We start from the raw sequence: 21157 nt of genomic DNA, 5'->3' as shown, positions 1-21157 counted from the left end.
TCGTCCCGGCGAAGGCCGGGACCCATACCGCGTGATTTCGCTTGTGGCACGCTGCTTGTTGCCAACACCTCCATCCATTAAAACCAGTTGTGGTTATGGGTCCCGGCCTTCGCCGGGACGACACTGAGTTTGTGGCAACGGCTATGACGAGCAACAACACTCTCGAGAACATCACCGGCACCATCCTGCTCGCCGGTGCCGGCAAGATGGGCGGCGCGATGCTGACCGGATGGCTTTCGGGCGGGCTCGATCCGCGCCGCGTCGCGGTGATCGATCCGCACATCTCGGCCGAGATCACCGCACTTGCCGCCAAGGGGATTGCGCTCAATCCTGATGTGACGACGGCAGGCCAGGTCGAGACGCTCGTCGTCGCGGTGAAGCCGCAAATGTTCCGCGAGGCCGGCGCCAAGCTGAAGCCATTCGTCTCCGACAAGACCGCGGTGGTGTCGATCATGGCGGGAACCACGATCGCCTCGCTCGAGGAGGTCTGCGGCGGCGCGGTGGTGCGCGCGATGCCGAACACGCCGGCCGCGATCGGTCGCGGCATCACGGTGGCTGTCGCCGCGAACAATGTCAGCGCACAGCAACGCGCGGTGGCCGATGCGCTGCTACGCGCCACCGGCTCGGTCGAATGGGTCAACGATGAGAGCCTGATGGACGCGGTCACTGCGGTGTCCGGCTCGGGTCCGGCCTATGTGTTTTTGCTGGCCGAGGAACTCGCGCGCGCCGGTGTCGAGGCGGGATTGCCCGAGGCGCTCGCGACAAAACTCGCGCGCGAAACCGTCGCCGGCTCGGGTGAACTTCTCCACCAGTCGGAGCTTGCCTCCGGCACGCTGCGCCAGAACGTCACCTCGCCCGGCGGTACCACGGCCGCGGCACTCGGCGTGCTGATGGGCGAGCCCGGCCTGCGCGATCTGATGATCCGCGCCATCGCGGCGGCGACGAAGCGGTCGAAGGAATTGGCGAAGTAAGAAAGTGTGCCGTAGGGTGGGCAAAGCGAAGCGTGCCCCACCCATTCGAATGCAATCGCGGAAAGATGGTGGGCACGGCGCTGCGCGCCTTTGCCCACCCTACGATTTCGAGCCTGCGGCTAGCCGCTTGTTGAACATCTCGACATTGACGAGCCCGCGCGCGTGGCGCCCTTCGCCGAGTTTTCGCGGGCCTTCGAAGGCCTCGACCTCGAAGCGGATGACGCGGCGCTCGACCGCGAAAACCTTCGCAGTGGTCCGCACCGTCGCACCGACGAGGGCTGCTGCAAGATGGCGGATATCGACCTCGGTGCCGACGGTGACCCAGCCCGGCTGAAGCGCCGCACGAATCGCATCGCCCGACGTCATCTCCATTTCCAGGATCATCATCGGCGTCGCATAGACCATCGGCATGCCGGGCACGAAATGCCCGACCGTGCGCTCCACCGGCACCACCAGCGTGCGCTCGGCGCTCATGCCGACCTTGATGAAGTCGCGTGCGTCCATGGGGCCTCCCCCCGTCGTCCTGGACAAGCGCAGCGAAGCGGAGCGCCGATCCAGGACCCATTACCCCGACCCAACATTGTCATGCGCGGTCTAAACCACGACCTGCTGCGACAACTGCCGCTTGGGGTAATGGGTCCTTGGCTTTCGCCAGGACGACCTTTGTGGTTGCCGAACCAGCGCCGGCTACTTCTTCGCAGCCGCCGCGCGCTCCACGAACGTCTTGCCGCCCTTCATCTTGTGGCGGAGCGGGGCTTCATTGATCTGGATGACGACGGCGTCGGCATCGACGCCGAGATTCTTCACCAGTGCCTGGGTGATGTCGCGCATCATGCCGGCCTTTTGTTCGTCGGTGCGGCCTTCGGCCATGCTGACAGTGATCTCAGGCATTTTTCTCTCCCTTGGGGCCGGACACCGGCCATTGACGGGCGCCATCAAACAGGAGGTAGATGTCCGGGACAAGCCCGGGCATGGCGACGTCAGCGAATGGCTAGCCCCAGCTCACGTCATGCCGCGCCAACACCTCGCGCACTTTGGCGACGAGGTCGGCCTCGCTGCACGAGAACTGCGCCGGGCGGCTCTCGCGCCATTCCTGGTTGGAAGCGATCGCGGCCGCCGCCTTCGCGCCCTCGATCAGATCCTTGATCTGCACCTCGCCACGCGCTTTTTCATCCGAGCCCTGGATGATGACGCAGGGCGCATTGCGGCGATCGGCATATTTGAGCTGGTTGCCCATGTTCTTGGGATTGCCGAGATAGAGTTCGGCGCGAATGCCGGCGGTTCGCAACGATGCGACCATCTTCTGATAGTCGGCGACGCGGTCGCGGTCGAACACGGTGACGACGACGGGGCCGAACTCGGGCCGCGTGTCGAGCTTGCCAAGCAGAGTCAGCGCGGCCTGAAGCCGCGACACGCCGATCGAGAATCCGGTCGCCGGCACCGGCTCGCCGCGAAAGCGCGAGACGAGACCATCATAGCGGCCACCACCGCCGACCGAGCCGAAGCGGACCGGGCGGCCCTTGTCATCCTTGGTCTCGAGCAGCAATTCGACCTCGTAGACGGGGCCCGTGTAATATTCGAGACCGCGCACCACGGAGGGATCGATCTTGATGCGGTCCGCGCCGTACCCCGACGCCGTCACCAGTTTCGCGATCTCTTCCAGCTCGCTCACGCCGGCCTGACCGACTTCGCTCTTGGCGAGATAGACCTCCGCCGCGGCGATCGCCTCTTTCCAATCGTCGCGCGGTTTGGTGATGGCGAGAACGACGTCAGCCTCCGACGCGCTCAAATTGGCGCCCTTCGTGAAGTCGCCCTTGCCTTCTTCGCCGCCATCCCATCTACCGGGACCGAGCAGTTTGCGAACTTCCTCGGCGGGAAATTTGTCGAGCTTGTCGATCGCGCGCAGCACCGTCAGTCTGCGTGCTGCGTTCTCTTCGCCGCCGAGCCCGATGGCTTCCAGAACGCCGTCGAGCACCTTGCGATTGTTCACCTTGACGACATACGAGCCGCGCGCAATGCCTAGCGCTTCCATCGTGTCCGCGGCCATCATGCAGATCTCCGCGTCCGCCGCCGGCGTGGCCGATCCCACCGTATCCGCATCGAACTGCATGAACTGGCGGAAGCGGCCGGGGCCGGGCTTCTCGTTGCGGAAGACGTAGCCGACGCGGTAGCTGCGGTAGGGCAACACAAGACCGTCGGTCCCGTATCGCTCGCCGACATAGCGGGCGAGCGGCGCGGTCAAATCATAGCGGAGGCTGATCCACTGCTCGTCGTCGTCCTGGAACGAGAACACGCCCTCGTTCGGACGATCCTGGTCGGGCAGGAACTTGCCGAGCGCGTCGGTGTATTCCATCGCCGGCGTTTCCACCGGCTCGAACCCGTAGAGTTCGTACACGGTCCGGATCTTTTCCACCATCTCGCGCGTCGCCCGGATCGCGGCGGGATCGCGATCCTCGAGCCCGCGCGGCAGGCGCGCCTTCAGTTTCTGGGATTTTTTGGGTTTTTCGGCCATGCGCGGCATTTACCAGCCGACGCGTGATGCGGCAACTGCCGGGTAATCGCTTACGGCTGCTCCATCCGCGCCCGGAGCGCGTCGGCATCCGCTTTCGGCAGCGACTTCAGCGTTGGCTTGATGGTTTCGCCGCCGACGATCTTGCCGTTGCGCATGAACATCCAGTCCGAGATGTCGGCTTCAGTGAATTCGACCTTATCGCCTGCCCGCTTGCCGGCCAGATCGCGTGGCTCGTTGGCGAAGAGGCCGGAATAGGCCCCATTGGGTAGCTTCTTCACCTCGGCCATCCAGATGTGCTCACCGCCTTTGCGGGTCGAAAAGTGCACCTTCAGGGCATGCCCTGTCTCCGACGGCTTCGGCGCCTCGTAGGAGGCCCAAAAGGTCGGCAGCGTGCCGCGGGCGCGCGCGATCGCGGTGTTCATCTCCGGATCGGTGGTGCGCACGTCGACGACGGGCGAACGGCCCTCAGCGGAGACGTCCGGCTTGGGGCCGATGGTCAGAATGCCGAATACGGTGATGCCGGTGACCGCGGCAAGAACGACCCATTTCAGGGACTGGGGAAGAGTGGATGTCATGATCGCGATGTCCGGATGACTCGATGTCTGGGTATGCGAGGTCTTGGACTTTGTCGCACGATCATGGTGTCGCGTTCATGGCGAGAAAAGCCAACCAGCGATGCCCTTTTCCCCTCTCCCCTTGTGGGAGAGGGTGGCTCGCCGCGTAGCGGCGAGACGGGTGAGGGGTTCTATCCGCGAGTCCAACTGACCCTTGAACTCGCGGATAGAACCCCTCATCCGGCGCTTCGCGCCACCTTCTCCCACAAGGGGAGAAGGAAGAAGGGCCTCAATCCACCTTCCGGATCCAGTTGTGCGGATCGTTGGTGCGGCCGTACTGGATGTCGACGAGCTGCTTGCGCAGGCCCATGGCGACGGGGCCCGCGGCACCGCCGCTGATCTCGAAATCGCCGCTCACCGAGCGCACCGTGCCGATCGGCGAGATCACGGCGGCGGTGCCGCAGGCAAACGCTTCCTTCAGCTTGCCGCTGGCCGCATCCTTGCGCCACTGGTCGAGCGAGTACGGCTCCTCACGCACGGTCTTGCCGGCGTCTTTGGCCAGCGCAATGATGGAGTCGCGGGTGATGCCGGGCAGGATGGTGCCCAGCGGCGGCGTCGAGAGCGACCCGTCGTCGAACACGAAGAACACATTCATGCCGCCGAGCTCTTCGATGTAGCGGCGCTCGATTGCATCGAGAAAGACGACCTGGTCGCAGCCGTGCTGGATCGCCTCGGCCTGCGCACGCAGGCTTGCGGCATAGTTGCCGCCGCATTTGACGGCGCCGGTGCCGCCGACGGCAGCGCGCGTGTAATTCTCCGACACCCAGATCGAGACCGGCGCGGGGCCGCCCTTGAAGTAGGAGCCGACCGGCGAGGCGATCACCGCGAAAATGTATTCGGACGACGGCTTGACGCCGAGGAAGGTCTCGCTCGCGATCATGAAGGGGCGCAGGTAAAGGCTGCCCTCGCCGCCCGGCATCCAGGCGCGATCGATGCGCACGATTTGCTCGACCGCCTCGATGAAGACGTCTTCAGGGAGCTGCGCCATCGCCATGCGGTCCGCCGAGTCCTTGAAGCGCCGGGCATTGGCATCGGGGCGAAACAGGTTCACGCCGCCGTCGTCGCGCTTGTAGGCCTTGAGGCCTTCAAAAATTTCCTGGGCGTAGTGCAGGACGGCGCCGGCCGGATCGAGCTGGAAATTGGCGCGGGCCTCGACACGCGCCTCGTACCAGCCACCCTTGGGCTGGTTGTAGCGGACCACTGCCATGTGGTCGGTGAAGACCCGCCCGAAACCGGGGTCGACCAGCTTGGCGACCCGATCCTTCTCGGAGGTCGGATTGGATGCGGGCTGGATGTCGAATTTCATGCTCATGTCCTTGCCTCCCGCTGCCGGTAGCGGCGCCGTTGTGGCACCCGCCTGCCCCGATTTGGGCCCGGCTGGCTCGATTGGTTTCTGGCCGGACCGCCGCCAGCCTTGTTACGGCCGGTTTCCGTGGCCAGCATGTCACGGAGGACATGCTTTTGCGGAAGACGGAAGTCCAGTATGTTTTGCCGAAATGCCGTTCGACATCGCACGGTAGATCTGCTCCGGCCGTTGCCGCCTGTCCGGCCCACTGCGGCCGCCTTGCTTCGACGCCCACCCGACGCGAAACGATCTAAAATTTCGTGCGGGCTGATCGTTTTGTAACATTGAGACCAAGATACGTCAATATGCCTGACATAAATTTCGCGACTCCTTCTCAAGACGCAGCCGGGCCGCGGCCGGCCGCAGACGACGGAGGCAATTTGCGCTGGGATATCATCGAACTGCTGTTCTTCGCCTATCGCGATTTTGTCGGCGATCCCGACCAGGAGCTGGAGGCGTTCGGCTTCGGCCGGGCCCATCACCGCGTCATGCACTTTGTCTATCGTTATCCCGGCCTCAAGGTCGCCGACCTCCTCGACGTCCTGCGCATCACCAAGCAATCGCTCGGCCGGGTGCTCAAGCAGCTCCTGGACGAGGGCTATATCGTGCAGAAGACCGGCGACAATGATCGCCGCCAACGCCTGCTGTTTGCGACACCGAAGGGCGAGGCGCTGGTGCAGAAGCTCGCCGGCCTCCAGACCACGCGCATCACCAAGGCGCTTGCCGAGATGGCGCCGCAGGATGCCGAGACCGTCAAGCGCTTCCTGCGCGCGATGATCGACCGCGACGATCCGGACAAGGTGCTCGAGACGATCTTTGCCACCGTCAATCAGGACAAGGAGTGACCGTGCCGCTCGCTGCCACGCTCGCACGCCCGCCGGCACGTCCCGCAGACGATGCCCCGCATCTCCTGCTGGTCGATGACGACCGCCGCATCCGCGATCTGCTCTCGCGCTTCCTTGCCGGCGAAGGTTATCGCGTCTCGACCGCCGCGAGCGCTAGCGATGCCCGTTCCAAGCTTTTGGGCCTGCACTTCGACCTCTTGATCCTGGATGTCATGATGCCCGGCGAGACCGGCTTCGATCTCGCCCGTTTCATCCGGACCTCGTCCTCGGTGCCGATCGTGATGCTGACGGCGCGGCATGAAGCCGAAGCGCGCATCGAGGGCCTGCAGATCGGTGCCGACGATTACGTCGCAAAGCCGTTCGAGCCGCGCGAGCTTGCGCTGCGCATCAACAACATCCTCAAGCGCGCCGCGCCGCCGCCACAGGCCGCTGCGGTCGAGAAGATCGCGTTTGGCCCGTACATCTATCACCTCGACCGCGGCGAATTGCGCCAGGGCGAAGACGTCATTCACCTCACCGACCGCGAGCGCGAGATGCTGCGGATTTTGTCGGAGACACCGGGCGAGACCGTGCCGCGCAGCGCGCTGACCGGCAATGGCAGCGTCAACGAGCGCGCCGTCGACGTGCAGATCAACCGCCTGCGGCGCAAGATCGAGACCGATCCCGCCAATCCGCTGTTCCTCCAGGCCGTGCGCGGCATCGGCTACCGGCTGGTAGCCTCGCCATAAAGAGTGAACCGCCACCGATGAGCACGATCGATACCGGCCTGACGCTTTTGAAGAGCGCCGCCGGCCGCGTCTCCGCCGCCAATGGCTGGATGGGCAATGCGTTCAAGGGCTGGATGCCGACCGGCCTTTATGCGCGTGCGCTGCTGATCATGATCGTGCCGATGGTGATCCTGCAATCGGTGGTCGCCTTCGTGTTCATGGAGCGGCACTGGAACACGGTGACACGCCGCCTGTCGGCCGCGGTGGTGCAGGACATCGCCGCGCTGATCGACGTCTACAAGGGCTACCCGCAAGACAAGGATCGCGACCAGATCCGCCGCATCGCGCAGCAGCGCCTGGGCCTCGTCGTCGATTTCCTCCCGGCCGGCGACATGCCGCCGCCGGGACCAAAGCCGTTCTTCTCGCTGCTCGACCAGACGCTGTCGGTGCAGCTCGGCCGCCAGATCGGGCGCTCCTTCTGGATCGACACGGTCGGCCGCTCCAACCTCGTCGAGATCCGGATCCAGCTCGACGACGCCGTGATGCGCGTGTTCGCGCAGCGCAGCGCCGCCTATGCCTCGAACTCGGAGATCTTCCTGTTCTGGATGGTCGGCACGTCCTCGATCCTGCTGATCGTCGCGGTGCTATTCCTGCGCAACCAGATCAAGCCGATCCTGCGACTTGCCGACGCCGCCGAAAGTTTTGGCAAGGGCCGCGAGGCGCCGAATTTCCGCCCGCGTGGCGCGCGCGAGGTGCGGCGCGCGTCGGTCGCCTTCCTCGAAATGAAGTCGCGCATCGAGCGAACGATGGAGCAACGCACCGCGATGCTAGCCGGCGTCAGCCATGATCTGCGCACGATCCTGACGCGGTTCAAGCTCGAGCTGGCGTTGATCGGCGACAGCCCCGAAATGGAGGGCATGCGCAAGGACGTCGACGAGATGTCGATGATGCTCGAGGACTACCTCGCGTTTGCCCGCGGCGATTCCGGCGAGCAGTCGCAGCCGACCGACATGGCCCAGGCGCTCGAGGAGCTGCGCAGCGACGCCGAGCGCCACGGCCACACGGCGACCGTTGCGTTCAACGGGCTGCCCGTGGTCACGGTGAAGCCGGCCTCATTCAAGCGCTGCCTCGCCAACCTCGTCACCAACGCCGCCCGCTACGGCAAGAGCATCGCCATCACCGGCCAGCGCGATCACCGTTATTTGACCGTGACGGTGGACGATGACGGGCCGGGCATTCCCGCCCATCTGCGCGAAGAGGTGTTCAAGCCGTTCCTGCGGCTCGACAACGCCCGCAACCAGGACGAAGGCGGCACAGGTCTTGGCCTCGCGATCGCCCGCGACATCGCCCGCTCGCACGGCGGCGACATCACGCTTGGCGACAGTCCGATGGGCGGATTAAGGGCGAGCGTGCGGATACCGGTGTAGCTGCCTCTTCCCTTCTCCCCCTGTGGGAGAAGGTGGCGCGAAGCGCCGGATGAGGGGTCTCTCTCCGCGAATTCAAAGCGAAAAGAGTCACACGCGGAGACAAACCCCTCACCCGTCTCGCCGCTGCGCGGCGAGCCACCCTCTCCCACAAGGGGAGAGGGGAAGAGCCTTACTTCGGCAGCAGCGCCTTCAGCTTGTCCATGTCACGCACGTTCATCTTGAAGCCGCCGGGCATCACGATGTCGCCGGGCTTCTGGTCCGGCTTGCAGGCTCCCAGCCATTTCGCTTCGAGCTGCACGGTCGTGTCGCGGCCTGCCGCGCCGGCGGCGCCGCCTTGCGCGTGCGACGACGTCTTCACCGTATAGGCCGAATTGAAATCGCCGGTGATCTCAGCATGCGAAGTCGTGCTGATGCCGGCGACATTGCACTCGGAATCGCTGACATAGCCGGTCGCGGTCTTCTTGATGTCCTGCTTGGCGCAGATCTGCTTGGCCATCGGCGAGACGTTGTTGTTCATTTCCTTGTCGACGGTCTCGTCGGTGCAGTGCTGCATGGTCATCTCGGGCACCGGCGTGCCGGTCCGGACCATCTTCAATTCCCACAGCCCTGCCTTACGCACCGGCAGGTCGTCAGCGCGAGCGCTGCCTGCCGACAACACGAGGCAAAGGGCGGAGCCGAGCAAAGCGAGTTTGCGCGTCATGTGGGAAGTTCCCGGCTGAGAGGTAGCGGCGTGCGAAAGCGCCTCAGTAGAGCGTGCGGATCGGCTGGTCGGCGGCGCCATAGGGCACCCAGCGGCAGGAGAACGAGATGTAGCCGCCCTCATAGGCCTGCACCGCCAGGAATTTGGCGACTTTGCCATAGCGCGCGCAGTGATCGACCGCGACCTGCCGCGCATCGACCTGGGTTGCCATCGAATAGGCGATGATGCCGCCGGTGTCGTTGCCCTTGAACGGAGGCACCGGAAGCAGATCGGCATGCGCCGACTGGCTCGCCATCATACCCAAGGCAAGTAGGCCCGCGGCCGCAATGATTCGCATTCCCGTCACTCCGATTGGTTGGCGGCAGTTTACGGTGTCGGCGCGGCGGTGGAAAGAACGGATGGCCGGTCCAACGCAGCATTGCGGTCAACTCGTCGGCAAGTGTTGCCGCGCTGCACTTGACCTCCCCCGGCCTTCACGGCACCGTCCGACCCTTGCAGATCATGCTGTCTGGATCATCCATGCGCGCCTCGACCTTCCTGAAATCGCTCCGCTTTGCCGCCGTGCTCGGCCTCCTGTTCGGGGCGCTGTCGCTCGGCGAGGCCAGGGCCGCCAATCCGCTGGAGCTGAATTTCTGGCTGAGCGGGCCGCGCTATGACGGCAACGTCTCCGAGTGCGACAGGGCGCTGCCGACGATCGCGACCCAGTTCTGGGAGAAAGAAAGCGCGTTCTGGAATTCTTCGTTGAAGATCACCGGCTTCGCCGCAGTTCACGAGACCGCGTTCCGGCCTTGGGCATCCGACAACATCCCGCGCCGCTATTGCACCGGCGAGGCCATGCTCACGGACGGCAAGATGCGCAAGGTGCATTTCTCGATCGTGGAGGATGGCGGCTTCGCCGGCTACGGCCAAGGCGTCGAATGGTGCGTGGTCGGGCTCGACCGCAACTGGGCCTACAACCCGGCCTGCCGCGCCGCCAAACAGTAATTGAAACGTTCTGATCCGGACCGATCAGGCGGCCGAACGACGGTCACCCGCATTTTGTTCTTGAAATGTTCTTATCGCCTGCTAGGCTTGTCTGCACAGTCTAGTTGAGGGGCGTCGCCATGTTTCATTCCAGATTGCATTCGTTCTCCCGCCTGATGATCTCGCTGACGCTTGCGGCCGGGCTGGCTGCGCTGGCCGATGGCGCAAAGGCCCAGGACAAGCGGCAGAACACGCCCGGCGAATTCGATTTTTATGTGCTGTCACTGTCTTGGTCGCCCTCTTTCTGCGAGGAGGCGGCGGAGCGCGGCGGCCGCTCGCAGACCCAGTGCAGCGGACGGCCCTACGCTTTCGTGGTGCATGGTTTGTGGCCGCAATATGAGAGCGGATTTCCGGAATATTGCCAGCGGCCCTCGCCGCGGCTGAACCGCAGCATCGTCTCCTCCATGCTCGATCTGATGCCGGCGCCGGGGCTGATCTTCAATGAGTGGGACAAGCACGGCACCTGCTCGGGGCTCGCTGACCGCAGCTATTTCGAGACGATCCGCAAGGCGCGCGCCGCGATCAAGATTCCAGCCGAATATCTCGATCTATCGCAGGCCAAGACCGTGGCGCCGGCGGAGGTGGAGGAAGCCTTCATCAAGGCCAATCCGGGCCTCAGCAATGCCGCCGTCTCGATCACCTGCAACCGGACGCGGCTATCGGAAGTCCGCATCTGCCTCAGCAAGGACCTGCAATTCCGCGCCTGCGAGGAGATCGACCGCCGCGCCTGCCGCCGCGACCAGGTGACGATGCCGCCGATCCGGGGTGGCTAGCCCAGGCGTCGTGCCTCTTTGCTCGGGCCGTCACGTGGCGTAGTGCTCTTGCATGAATTACCGCCACGCCTTCCATGCCGGCAACTTCGCCGATGTCATCAAGCACATCGTGCTGACGCGCATCATCACCTATCTCCAGGACAAGCCGGGTGCGTTCCGCGTCATCGACACCCATGCCGGCGCTGGCCTCTACGATCTCGAAAGCGACGAAGCGCGCCGGGGCGGCGAGTGGCTGACGGGCATTGCGCGGCTGATGCAGGCGCGGTTGTCGAACGACGCCATGGCGCTGACCAAGCCCTATCTCGACATCGTCCGCGCCTTCAATCCGAAGGGCGAGCTCAAGGCCTATCCGGGCTCGCCGCTGATCGCACGCGGCCTGCTGAGGCCGCAGGACCGCCTCTTGCTCTGCGAGCTCGAGCCGAAGGCGCGCAAGGCGCTGATCGGCGTACTGCGCCGCGACGAACAGGCCCGCGTGGTCGACCTCGACGGCTGGATGGCGCTGCCGGCTTTCGTGCCGCCGAAGGAACGGCGTGGGCTCGTTCTGATCGACCCGCCCTTCGAGGCAAAGGACGAGTTCGAAAAGCTCGCAGAGGCCTTCTCGGCGGCTTTCGCGAAATGGCCGACCGGTATCTATGTAATCTGGTATCCCGCCAAGAGCCGACGCGCCACCGACACGCTGGTGCAATCAGTGGCGCGGCTCGCAGCCGCAGCAAAACCGCCGGGAAAATGCCTGCGCCTCGAATTCAGCGTGGCGCCGCAAGCCGACGGCGCAGCCCTCACCTCCAGCGGGCTCTTGATCGTCAATCCCCCTTACACGCTGCACGGCGAACTCAAGACGATCCTGCCGGAGCTGGAAATGCCGCTCGGCCAGGGTGGCGCTGCCAGATTCCGGTTAGAGGTGCCGAGACCGTAACACTCCGGCATTCTTGGGAAAAATATGCAGGAGCGGTAGTCAATCTGCAGAGAACCGTATTATGCTGTTGCAGTGACTGGCTTTACGTTCCGCTTCCGCGAATGGTTGCGGCGGAGTGAAGGCCTAAGAAAGATCCAGTCGGACCGAATGGTCTGCCGAAGGATGGCCAGCTCCCGGGCTTCGTAAGGCCCGGTCATGTCGTGACGCGCGTCTGCGTCACGACGGAGGAGCAATGAGGGGGAGTTTCCCGATGGCCATGACGGGAACGGTCAAGTTTTTCAACGGTGAGCGCGGCTACGGATTCATCAAACCGGACGACGGGGGCCGCGACGTCTTCGTACATATTACTGCTGTGGAGCGGGCCGGACTGAAGGACCTTGCCGAAGGACAGCGTATTACTTTCGAAGTCGAACCGGACAAGAAGGGCAAGGGGCCGAAGGCGGTCGATTTGGTCATCCTTCCCTAGCGAGCCAAGCGTCAAAAAAATCCCGGCCGCAAGCGGCCGGGAGGTTGGTCCGGTATTTTCTTCTTTAGCTATCAGAAGTGATAGTTCACGCCTGCGCGCACAACGCTGGCGCTATAGCCGTTTGACACGCCCGTAATCGCGAACTGACTCGTCGAGAGATCGATATAGAGATATTCGAGCTTGGCGCTCCAGTTCGGCGCGAACATAACTTCCGCGCCGGCACCGATGGTCCAGCCGGCGCTGGTGTGCGACTCGGTCCAGCCGAACGTCTGCGCGCGCAGCTCGCCGAAGGCGAGGCCCGCCGTGCCGTAGAACAGCACGTTGCTGAAGGCGTAGCCGGCGCGGCCGCGCAGGGTTCCGAACCACGGATTGGAGAACTTCCACGGCGCGAAGGTGTCGTCGGCACCGGCGGCCTGGATGTCGCCCTCGACGCCGAACACCCATGGGCCGTTCTGGAAATTGTAGCCGGCCTGAACGCCGCCGACGAAGCCCGACGGTTTTGCGGGATTGTTGTTCACCGAACCCCATTCATAGCCAAGATTGCCACCGAGATACGGACCGGCCCAGCTATAGGCGTTGAGCGGCTGATTGACCGTGTAGGGCGCTCGCTGCCCGTAATTGAGATCGGCGGCCTCTGCCGAAGCCGTCCAGCCGACTGCAGCCAATGCGGCTGCGCCCACAACGAGCCTCTTCATCACACACTCCAACGCAACTCCCGTCACCGCTGCGATGCCCGCGTCGCCGCGCGAGGCAAAACCGCATGGTTACGGAACCACCATTTTTCGCGTAAGATTTATCGAGAGTTTTAAGTTAAAGGCCTGTTAAGCCGGGTTACTGCGCTGTTAACAGGCTTAAGCAAGCGTTACCGGGAACTGCGCCGCCATCCTGTGCGTGCCGCTCGGCCGGAACTTCAAATCGACACCCGCAGCGCTTAAATTCGCACCATGGTTCACGATTCCCCCGACAATCCGGACGACGCACGCGTACGCAAACCCGTGCGCGGCAACGCACCCGACGTCCCTCCCCAGGAAACGGAAGCCGCGCCGCCGGACCTCGATCCCGCCACTGCGAATGGCGACGACGAGGACGATGCGCGGCTGCCGGACATCCTGGAAGAGAGCGGCACCGTCGGCGAAGAGCCGCTGGCGACCGGCCACGAGGCGATCGAACGCGCGGTGCGCCTCGCCCCCACCTCGCCCGGCGTCTACCGCATGCTCAATGCGAATGCCGACGTGCTCTATGTCGGCAAGGCCAAGAACGTCAAAAAGCGCCTGTCGAACTATGCGCGCCAGAGTGCGCCGCAGCCGGCGCGCATCCTGCGCATGATCGCCGCCACGGTGACCGTGGAAATCATCTCGACCCACACCGAGACCGAAGCCCTGCTGCTGGAGGCCAACCTCATCAAGCAGCTTCGGCCGCGCTTCAACGTGCAGCTGCGCGACGACAAGTCGTTTCCCTATATCCTGATCACGGGCGACCATTGGGCGCCGCAGATCCTGAAGCATCGCGGCGCGCAGACGCGGCCGGGTCGCTATTTCGGCCCGTTCGCCTCCGCCGGCGCCGTCAACCGCACCATCACCGCACTTCAGCGCGCGTTCCTGATCCGCTCCTGCACGGATTCCTTCTTCGAGAGTCGCTCGCGGCCCTGCCTGCTCTACCAGATCCGCCGTTGCGCCGGCCCCTGCACCCGCGAGATCGACTTCCCCGGCTACACGACCCTGGTGCGCGAGGCGAGCGACTTCCTGTCCGGCAGGAGCCATGCGGTGAAGCAGGAGCTTGCCGCGGAGATGGAGAAGGCCTCCGGCGAGCTCGAATTCGAGAGCGCCGCGCTCTACCGCGACCGCCTCGCTGCGCTGTCCGCGATCCAGTCGCAGCAGGGCATCAATCCGCGCACGGTGGAAGAAGCCGACGTGTTCGCCATCCACCAGGAGGGCGGCTTCTCCTGCGTCGAGGTGTTCTTCTTCCGCACCGGGCAGAACTGGGGCAACCGCGCCTATTTCCCGCGCGCGGAGAAGACCTATACGCCGGAAGAGGTGCTCGGCTCCTTCCTCGCCCAGTTCTATGACGACAAGCCGCCGCCGAGGAATATCCTGCTCTCGCACGAGATCGAGGAGAGCGAGCTGCTCGCCAACGCGCTGTCGATCAAGGCCGGCCGCAAGGTCGAAGTGTCCATGCCGAAGCGCGGCGAGAAGAAGGAGCTCGTCACCCACGCGCTCACCAACGCGCGCGAGGCCCTGGGCCGCAAGCTCGCGGACACCGCGACGCAGAGCCGCCTGTTGGACGCCATGGCCACGACCCTGAGCCTGACGCATGCGCCGAAGCGGATCGAGGTCTACGACAACAGCCACATCCAGGGCACCAACGCAGTCGGCGCCATGATCGTCGCCGGCCCGGACGGTTTTGTGAAAAACCAGTACCGCAAGTTCAACATCAAGTCGGAGGGCCTGACGCCCGGCGACGATTACGGGATGATGCGCGAGGTGCTCGAACGCCGTTTCAAGCGCTTGATCAATCCACCCGAGGACAATGCGGCCAAAGCCAAGGACGACGACTTCCCGCAATGGCCCGATCTCGTGATCATCGATGGCGGCCGCGGCCAGCTCAACGCGGTCCGGGACATCTTTGCAAATCTCGGCCTGACCCAGGTGGCGCTGATGTCGGTGGCCAAGGGGCCGGACCGGGATGCCGGCCGCGAGACCCTGTTCATGCCGGAGCGCGAGGCGATCAAGCTGGAGCCGCGCGACCCCGTGCTCTATTTCATCCAGCGGCTGCGGGACGAGGCGCACCGTTTCGTCATCGGCTCGCACCGCAAGCTGCGCAAGAAGGACATCCGCGAGGCCGGCTTGCAGGAGATTCCTGGCATCGGTCCGTCACGCAAACGTGCCTTGCTGCATCATTTCGGAACCCTGAAGGAGATCGAACGGGCCTCGATCACCGATCTCGGTAAGGTTCCGGGGGTGAGCGCCGAGAGCGCCCGCAGGATTTTCGAGTATTTCCATCCCCAGCCGGGGTGAAATAAAAGGGGGGCCGCGGTCATATGGTCGTCGCATCCCGCACCCCATTTGGGGAGCGGAACGGTTGACCTTCAGGCTGCAGCGGTATTGGTAGGACGGATGAACATCGCCACGACACGAGGGACGACCAGCCGCGCGATGTCCCTCCCGAACATCCTGACCTACGGCCGGATCGCCGCGATCCCGGTCGTGGTCGGGTGCATCTACGCACAGTCGATCATGGACGGCCCGCTGTGGCTGCGCTGGGTCGCCGTCGCCATTTTTATCGCGGCTGCGGTCACCGATTACCTCGACGGCTATTACGCACGGATCTGGAATCAGCAATCGGCGTTCGGCCGCATGCTCGATCCGATCGCCGATAAGCTTCTGGTCGCCTCGTGCCTGCTGATGCTGGCCGCCGACGGCATCATTCACGGCTGGTCGCTGTGGGCCGCCATCGTGATCCTGTGCCGCGAGATCCTGGTCTCGGGCCTGCGCGAATATCTTGCCGCGCTGCGTGTCAGCGTGCCCGTGACCAAGCTTGCGAAATGGAAGACGACGGTTCAGCTCATCGCCATCGGCTTCCTGCTGGCTGGTCCGGCCGGCGATGAGGTCGTGCCCATGGTCTCGATGATCGGGCTGGCGCTGCTCTGGGCCTCGGCGATCCTCACCATGTACACCGGCTACGACTATTTCGGCGCCGGCATCCATCACCTCATCAAGGAGGATGAGGGATGAAGGTGAAGTACTTCGCCTGGGTGCGCGAGCGCATCGGCAAGGCCGAGGAGACGATCGAGCCGCCTGCGACCGTGCGCACCGTGGAAGAGCTGATCGCCTGGCTGTCCGGCCAAGGCGAAGCCTACGCCTATGCGTTCGAGAAGCCGAAGGTGATCCGCACCGCGATCGACCATGCCCACGTCAAGTCGGACGCCGCGATCGCGGGCGCTCGCGAGATCGCGTTCTTCCCGCCGATGACCGGCGGCTAGGCCATGCCCGTCACCACCTGCCCCGTCACCATCCGTATCCAGCAAGACGATTTCGACATCGCACGCGAGATCGCGGTGCTGACCGGGAACCGCACCGACATCGGTGCGGTCGTGAGTTTTTCCGGCATCTGCCGCAGCGACGAAGACAGCGCGAAGATCGCCGCGCTCTCGCTGGAGCATTATCCCGGCATGGCCGAGGAAGAGATCAGGCGCCATGCCGACGAGGCCATCTCGCGCTGGCCTCTCAGCGGCGTCACGGTGATCCATCGCGTCGGCCGTTTCATGCCCGGCCAGAACATCGTGCTGGTGCTGACCGCCTCGCAGCACCGCCAGGCAGCGTTCCAGGCAGCCGAGTTCCTGATGGATTATCTCAAGACCAACGCGCCGTTCTGGAAGAAGGAAGAGAGCGCCACCGGCACCGGCTGGGTCGAGGCCCAGGCCCGCGACGACGAAGCCGCCGCACGCTGGACCCGATCCTGATGGCAACAACATCCAAAAAGGCCGTGCGCGGCCACGCCGCGCCAAAGCTCGCGAAGGTGGGCCGCGGCGAGCTTCTCACGCTGATCGATTTCGTCCGCTATGCAGTGAGCCGCTTCAATGAGGCCAAGCTCGCCTTTGCCCATGGCACGCCCGATCCGGTCGCGGAAGCGGCTTTCCTGGTCTGTGAAGCCCTGCATCTGCATCCCGAGCAGTTCGAGATTTTTGCCAACGCGCGCGTCACGACCGCCGAGGGCAGGACCATCATCGATCTCGTTCATCAGCGCGTCACCACGCGCAAACCGGCCGCGTATCTCGTCAACAAGATCTACATGCGCGGCCTGCCGTTTTATGTCGACGAGCGCGTCATCGTTCCGCGCTCCTTCATCGGTGAACTCTTGGAGTCGCATTTCGGCGGCGACGGCGAAGCCGGCTCGCTGATCGACGATTCCAGCGCCGTCGAGCGCGTGCTCGATCTCTGCACGGGATCGGGATGCCTCGCGATCCTCGCCGCGCATCATTTCCCGAACGCCACGATCGATGCCGTCGATATCTCGAAGGGCGCGATCGACGTCGCCAGACGAAATGTCGGCGAATACGGGCTCGATGGCCGGATCAGCCTGCATCGCGGCGACCTGTTCGCCCCACTCGGTAACACCAAATACGACCTGATCATCACCAACCCGCCTTATGTCGACGCCGAAGGCATGGCGGCGCTGCCGCCCGAGTGCCGGGCCGAGCCGAAGCTCGCCTTCGACGGCGGCGCCGACGGTCTCGATGTGGTGCGCCGGATCCTGCGCGATGCGCCCGGCCATTTGACGCCGCATGGCGGGCTGATCTGCGAGATCGGCCGCGGCCGCGAATTGGTTGACGAGGCCTTTCCTGAATTGCCGCTGCTCTGGCTCGACACCGAGGACTCCGAGGGCGAAGTGTTCTGGATCGCGGCAGCCGATCTCGGCTGATCCATCACGGCGGGCAGACCTCGTCGGAACAAGTCAAATACCGCCACGTTCATCCCCCGACGAATTTTCTCGCACTCGGAGGATAACTGCATGCTTGCGCCATCGGGCGAATTGCTGCGCGCCGGCGTCGCGCTCAAGCTCAACCATCTCAAGCGCGCCGCCCAGTCCTATGCCCGCGACCGGAGCAACCAGGCCACAGGGCGCATGACGTCGTACGCGGCTGCGGCCGGACTGCTCGCGGTTGCGGGCTTGTTCGTCGTCGCAGCCTTCTTCGTCGGCCTGATCGCCCTGTACCGCTGGATTGCAATCCATTACGGGCAATTCTGGGGGTTCGGCGCCGTCGGCGCTGTGCTCCTGGTCCTGGCCGCCGCCTGCGCCGGCGTGGCCATGGCCCAGATGAAGCGCAAGACCAAGCCGATCGTGCCGCTCGCCAGCCGCCTACGGGTGGCTATCGCCACCCCGCGCATCCCGCGCGGAACGGTGAAGGAGGCGGTGAAAGAGGTCGCGACGACAATTCCCCTGGCGCCGCTCGCGCCGGGCGAACGAGGACATGAGTCAGGACATGGCGGCAGCACGTGGCCGGCTCGGTCCAACCGGCCCGTGCAACTCGGGCTGATGCTCGCGGCCGTTGGGCTGGTCGGGATCACGGCCGCGCGCAGGCGGCGTCACGGCCACGGAGCGGATACCTGAAAATGCGTATGCGGCGCGCCGAGCAATTCGACAGCTGGCTGTTAGTCGCAGCCACGACCGTGTTCGTGCTCACCGCGGAACGGTATTTCCAGGATTCTGGCCTGATCCGGCCGGGACCTCCGCAAGACCACCGCAACGGCGAGGCGAATTCGCCGGAAACGAGCCCGACGGGCGCAGCCTCGCAGCCCGGCCGCGGCCGCCGCGCGAAAAGCCCGTTCGCGATCCCGTGGGCAGGCTGGAAGGACATCCTCTGGCGCACCTATCAGCGCATCGACGAGGATCGCCTGCTCGCGACCGCCGGCGGCGTCGTCTTTTTCGGACTGCTCGCGATCTTTCCCGCTATCACGGCGCTGGTTTCATTCTATGGCCTGTTCGCCGATCCCTCGACGATCAGTTCCAACCTGCAATCGCTCGCGATGATGCTGCCCGAGGGCGCGTTCCAGATCGTCGAGGACCAGGTGGCGCGCGTCGTGTCGAACGGCGGCGCGACCCTTGGTTTCACTTTCCTGTTTGGACTCGTGCTCGCGATCTGGAGCGCCAATGCCGGCGTCAAAGCCATCTTCGACGCCCTCAACGTCGCCTATGAGGAGCGTGAAAAGCGCAGCTTCATCCGGCTGAACACGGTCTCGCTGGCTTTCACGGTCGGTGGCATCGTTGCCCTGCTGCTGATGGTGGGCGCCGTCGTCGCCTTCCCGCTCGCGCTCAACCACCTCGGCATGGCGCCCGAAAGCAAGCTGATCGTGGCGCTGGCGCGATGGCCGGTGCTGTTCGTCATTCTCCTTGCGGCGCTCGCCGTCCTCTACCGCTTCGCGCCCAGCCGCGACGCCCCGCGCTGGCAATGGCTGAGCCCCGGCGCTGTGACGGCCGCGATCCTCTGGATCGCCGGCTCGGCGCTGCTGTCCTGGTATCTGTCCGAATTCGCAAATTACAACGCGACCTACGGCTCGCTCGGCGCTGCGATCGGCTTGATGATGTGGATGTGGATGTCGGCCATCGTCATCATGTTCGGGGCTGAGCTGAATTCGGAGATCGAACGGCAGACCTTGCGCGACACGACCACCGGGCCGCCCAAGCCGCTAGGCACCCGCGAGGCCGTCTCGGCCGACACGGTCGGCGCCGCGGCGCCGTCCTGACTCTGCGATTGGGCCGCTATCCCCTCGAATCAACAATGATGTTAAGGTCATGCCGCTTGGGGGAGCATGCGGCGTGACGGGTTCGAAACGCCACCCGTGTTTTCCCGGTCAGGCAGTCAGCTCTTGAGGCGTAACGCGCGGCATGATTCGTATTTCGACGATCTTCATCGCGATCTGCATGGTTCTGGTCGCCGCCTCGCTCGGGCTCCTGCTCTACGCGGTCGCCGGCATCAGCGGAACCGAATCCGCGATCGTGGCGCTGACGGCGCTGACCTTCCTGATCCTCTACAATGCAGTGTCGATGCGACTGCGCGACCGCAGCGACGTCGGCGGCCAGATCGCCGATCTTTCGCGCGGCACCGCCGACCTCGCCCGTCAGGTCGCCGAATTCGGCCGCCGGCTCGCCACGATCGAAGCACGCATCGCCTCTTCCAATTCGGCCAACTCCGACCGCATCCAGTCGGTGGTCGGCGAGATCAACGAACTCGGCGGACTGGTCAGGCAACTCGCCACCACCGTGTCGGCCCATGAGGATCTGATGGCCGGCAACGCGCCAGTGTCGGCCCCCGCGCCGGTCGCAAGGCAGGAGCCGGACGCGCCGCTCGACCTGATGGCCACGTTCGAGGAGGAACGGCCGGCTGCCCCGGCGCCCGCGCCGCCGCCAATGCGGCCGGCAGCACCGGCGATCCAGACCCAGACCGCCAATCCGGTTCAGACCGCCAACGGCCGCAACCAGACCCAATTGCTGGCGACGCTCCGCAACGCGATCGACGAGAACCGCATCGACATCTTCCTCCAGCCGATGGTGTCGCTGCCGCAGCGCAAGGTCCGGTTCTACGAGGCCGTGACGCGCCTGCGCGACGAGCGTGACCAGCTGGTCGCGGCCGAGGAGTTCATCAGCATCGCGGAGGCCTCCGGGTTGATCGGGCGCATCGACAACATGGTCATGCTGCGCTGCGTGCAGGTGCTGCGGCGCCTGATGGTACGCAACAAGGAAGTTGGCGTGTTCTGCAACGTCGCGGCTTCCACGCTCGGCAATTCCACGACCTTCGCGCAATACCTCGATTTCCTCGAAGCCAATCGGGCGCTGGCGCCCTCGCTGGTGCTGGAATTCAAGCAATCCACCTTCCGCAATCTCGGCCCGGCCGAAACCGAGAATCTCGCGGCGCTCGCCCAGCGCGGCTTCCGTTTCTCGATCGACCATGTCACCGATTTGCGCATCGAACCGCGCGAGCTCGCCGATCGCGGCGTGCGCTTCATCAAGGTGCCGGCCTCGCTCCTGCTCGACCCCAGGCAGGCTTCGGCCTCGGACATCCACCCGTCCGATCTCTCCGACCTGCTCGGCCGCTTCGGCATCGATCTGATCGCCGAGCGAATCGAGGGCGAGCGCGCCGTGATCGACCTGCTCGATTATGACGTGCGGTTCGGCCAGGGGTTCCTGTTCGCGCCGCCCCGGCCATTGCGGCCGGAGGGGTCATCTGCTACCGCCGCGCCGAACCAGGCACAGGACATTCAGGGATCCAATGGCTCCGGCATATCCAGCTCAGGCGCGACGTCGGCTGCGTCTGCGCCACAGCGCGTCACCGGCAACGCCGCGCTCGCGCGACGTATCTGATCGGC

General features: G+C 64.7%; 24 protein-coding genes. 16 read left to right on the top strand and 8 right to left on the bottom strand.

Going from position 1 to position 21157, the window contains the following annotated elements; all coding sequences use genetic code 11:
• Positions 1–143 precede the first annotated feature (143 nt).
• Complete coding sequence (gene proC, locus IVB50_RS31175; RefSeq protein WP_018453508.1) at positions 144–971, top strand: pyrroline-5-carboxylate reductase; 828 nt, start codon at positions 144–146, stop codon at positions 969–971.
• A gap of 99 nt (positions 972–1070) precedes the next feature.
• Here the strand turns inward: proC and IVB50_RS31170 are convergent, their stop codons facing one another.
• From IVB50_RS31170 to IVB50_RS31150, 5 genes are all read right to left on the bottom strand, one after another.
• Positions 1071–1475, bottom strand: coding sequence for a hotdog domain-containing protein (locus tag IVB50_RS31170; RefSeq protein WP_018453507.1), 405 nt, complete (start codon positions 1473–1475; stop codon positions 1071–1073).
• A 183-nt stretch (positions 1476–1658) separates the two neighbouring features.
• Entirely contained in the window at positions 1659–1907 is a 249-nt protein-coding gene (locus tag IVB50_RS31165) for a tautomerase family protein (RefSeq protein ID WP_083926322.1), read from the bottom strand.
• Positions 1908–1962: 55 nt separating this feature from the next.
• A complete protein-coding gene (hisS, locus tag IVB50_RS31160) occupies positions 1963–3483 on the bottom strand; it encodes a histidine--tRNA ligase (RefSeq protein ID WP_026232544.1) in 1521 nt (506 codons plus the stop codon).
• Positions 3484–3533: 50 nt separating this feature from the next.
• A complete protein-coding gene (locus IVB50_RS31155; RefSeq protein WP_018453504.1) occupies positions 3534–4058 on the bottom strand; it encodes a DUF2314 domain-containing protein in 525 nt (174 codons plus the stop codon).
• 268 nt (positions 4059–4326) lie between these two features.
• On the bottom strand, positions 4327–5409 hold the full coding sequence (locus tag IVB50_RS31150; protein WP_247299165.1) for a branched-chain amino acid aminotransferase: 1083 nt from the start codon (positions 5407–5409) through the stop codon (positions 4327–4329).
• A 338-nt stretch (positions 5410–5747) separates the two neighbouring features.
• On the opposite strand from IVB50_RS31150, the gene IVB50_RS31145 reads away from it, so the two are divergent.
• The 3 genes from IVB50_RS31145 to IVB50_RS31135 are packed head-to-tail and all read left to right on the top strand — an operon-like array spanning position 5748 to position 8421.
• A complete protein-coding gene (locus IVB50_RS31145) occupies positions 5748–6287 on the top strand; it encodes a MarR family transcriptional regulator (protein WP_007596846.1) in 540 nt (179 codons plus the stop codon).
• The gene (locus IVB50_RS31140) at positions 6284–7015 is read left to right on the top strand and encodes a response regulator transcription factor (protein ID WP_018453502.1); all 732 of its coding nucleotides are present in this window, start codon (positions 6284–6286) and stop codon (positions 7013–7015) included. The genes IVB50_RS31145 and IVB50_RS31140 overlap by 4 nt, the downstream gene beginning before the upstream one ends.
• Before the next feature lie 17 nt (positions 7016–7032).
• Positions 7033–8421 carry an ATP-binding protein gene (locus tag IVB50_RS31135; protein ID WP_018453501.1) on the top strand — a complete coding sequence of 463 codons (1389 nt, stop codon included), beginning with the start codon at positions 7033–7035 and terminating at the stop codon, positions 8419–8421.
• Between the two features lie 169 nt (positions 8422–8590).
• On the opposite strand, the gene IVB50_RS31130 is transcribed toward IVB50_RS31135, so the two are convergent.
• Together IVB50_RS31130 and IVB50_RS31125 are read right to left on the bottom strand one after the other, a co-directional pair.
• On the bottom strand, positions 8591–9121 hold the full coding sequence (locus tag IVB50_RS31130) for a DUF3617 family protein (protein WP_018453500.1): 531 nt from the start codon (positions 9119–9121) through the stop codon (positions 8591–8593).
• Between the two features lie 43 nt (positions 9122–9164).
• Positions 9165–9458, bottom strand: a complete 294-nt coding sequence (locus tag IVB50_RS31125) for a hypothetical protein (protein ID WP_026232542.1) — start codon at positions 9456–9458, stop codon at positions 9165–9167.
• Positions 9459–9640: 182 nt separating this feature from the next.
• Between IVB50_RS31125 and IVB50_RS31120 the strand changes: the two genes are divergently transcribed.
• The 4 genes from IVB50_RS31120 (at position 9641) to IVB50_RS31105 (ending at position 12296) form a co-directional block, all read left to right on the top strand.
• Positions 9641–10105: a hypothetical protein gene (locus IVB50_RS31120; protein ID WP_018453498.1), complete on the top strand. Its 465-nt coding sequence runs from the start codon at positions 9641–9643 to the stop codon at positions 10103–10105.
• A gap of 119 nt (positions 10106–10224) precedes the next feature.
• Positions 10225–10917: a ribonuclease T2 gene (locus tag IVB50_RS31115; RefSeq protein WP_026232541.1), complete on the top strand. Its 693-nt coding sequence runs from the start codon at positions 10225–10227 to the stop codon at positions 10915–10917.
• A gap of 52 nt (positions 10918–10969) precedes the next feature.
• Positions 10970–11830: a 23S rRNA (adenine(2030)-N(6))-methyltransferase RlmJ gene (gene rlmJ, locus IVB50_RS31110; protein ID WP_018453496.1), complete on the top strand. Its 861-nt coding sequence runs from the start codon at positions 10970–10972 to the stop codon at positions 11828–11830.
• 250 nt (positions 11831–12080) lie between these two features.
• The gene (locus IVB50_RS31105; RefSeq protein ID WP_007614865.1) at positions 12081–12296 is read left to right on the top strand and encodes a cold-shock protein; all 216 of its coding nucleotides are present in this window, start codon (positions 12081–12083) and stop codon (positions 12294–12296) included.
• Positions 12297–12367: 71 nt separating this feature from the next.
• Here the strand turns inward: IVB50_RS31105 and IVB50_RS31100 are convergent, their stop codons facing one another.
• Positions 12368–12991 carry an outer membrane protein gene (locus IVB50_RS31100; RefSeq protein WP_018453495.1) on the bottom strand — a complete coding sequence of 208 codons (624 nt, stop codon included), beginning with the start codon at positions 12989–12991 and terminating at the stop codon, positions 12368–12370.
• Between the two features lie 249 nt (positions 12992–13240).
• On the opposite strand from IVB50_RS31100, the gene uvrC reads away from it, so the two are divergent.
• From uvrC to IVB50_RS31060, 8 genes are all read left to right on the top strand, one after another.
• The gene (uvrC, locus tag IVB50_RS31095; RefSeq protein ID WP_018453494.1) at positions 13241–15310 is read left to right on the top strand and encodes an excinuclease ABC subunit UvrC; all 2070 of its coding nucleotides are present in this window, start codon (positions 13241–13243) and stop codon (positions 15308–15310) included.
• 99 nt (positions 15311–15409) lie between these two features.
• Positions 15410–16027: a CDP-diacylglycerol--glycerol-3-phosphate 3-phosphatidyltransferase gene (gene pgsA / locus IVB50_RS31090; RefSeq protein WP_007596859.1), complete on the top strand. Its 618-nt coding sequence runs from the start codon at positions 15410–15412 to the stop codon at positions 16025–16027.
• A complete protein-coding gene (gene moaD, locus IVB50_RS31085; RefSeq protein ID WP_018453492.1) occupies positions 16024–16275 on the top strand; it encodes a molybdopterin converting factor subunit 1 in 252 nt (83 codons plus the stop codon). The genes pgsA and moaD overlap by 4 nt, the downstream gene beginning before the upstream one ends.
• Before the next feature lie 3 nt (positions 16276–16278).
• A complete protein-coding gene (locus tag IVB50_RS31080) occupies positions 16279–16755 on the top strand; it encodes a molybdenum cofactor biosynthesis protein MoaE (protein WP_018453491.1) in 477 nt (158 codons plus the stop codon).
• Complete coding sequence (gene prmB / locus IVB50_RS31075) at positions 16755–17714, top strand: 50S ribosomal protein L3 N(5)-glutamine methyltransferase (protein WP_018453490.1); 960 nt, start codon at positions 16755–16757, stop codon at positions 17712–17714. The genes IVB50_RS31080 and prmB overlap by 1 nt, the downstream gene beginning before the upstream one ends.
• Positions 17715–17804: 90 nt before the next feature.
• Positions 17805–18404, top strand: coding sequence for a hypothetical protein (locus IVB50_RS31070; RefSeq protein WP_018453489.1), 600 nt, complete (start codon positions 17805–17807; stop codon positions 18402–18404).
• A 2-nt stretch (positions 18405–18406) separates the two neighbouring features.
• The gene (locus IVB50_RS31065) at positions 18407–19537 is read left to right on the top strand and encodes a YihY/virulence factor BrkB family protein (RefSeq protein ID WP_026232540.1); all 1131 of its coding nucleotides are present in this window, start codon (positions 18407–18409) and stop codon (positions 19535–19537) included.
• Positions 19538–19679: 142 nt separating this feature from the next.
• Positions 19680–21152 carry an EAL domain-containing protein gene (locus tag IVB50_RS31060; RefSeq protein ID WP_018453487.1) on the top strand — a complete coding sequence of 491 codons (1473 nt, stop codon included), beginning with the start codon at positions 19680–19682 and terminating at the stop codon, positions 21150–21152.
• Positions 21153–21157 lie beyond the last annotated feature (5 nt).

It is taken from the genome of Bradyrhizobium sp. 87 (assembly GCF_023073015.1).
GTDB classification, from domain to species: Bacteria; Pseudomonadota; Alphaproteobacteria; order Rhizobiales; family Xanthobacteraceae; genus Bradyrhizobium; species Bradyrhizobium canariense_D.
This window is presented reverse-complemented; position numbering and strand designations above follow the sequence as displayed.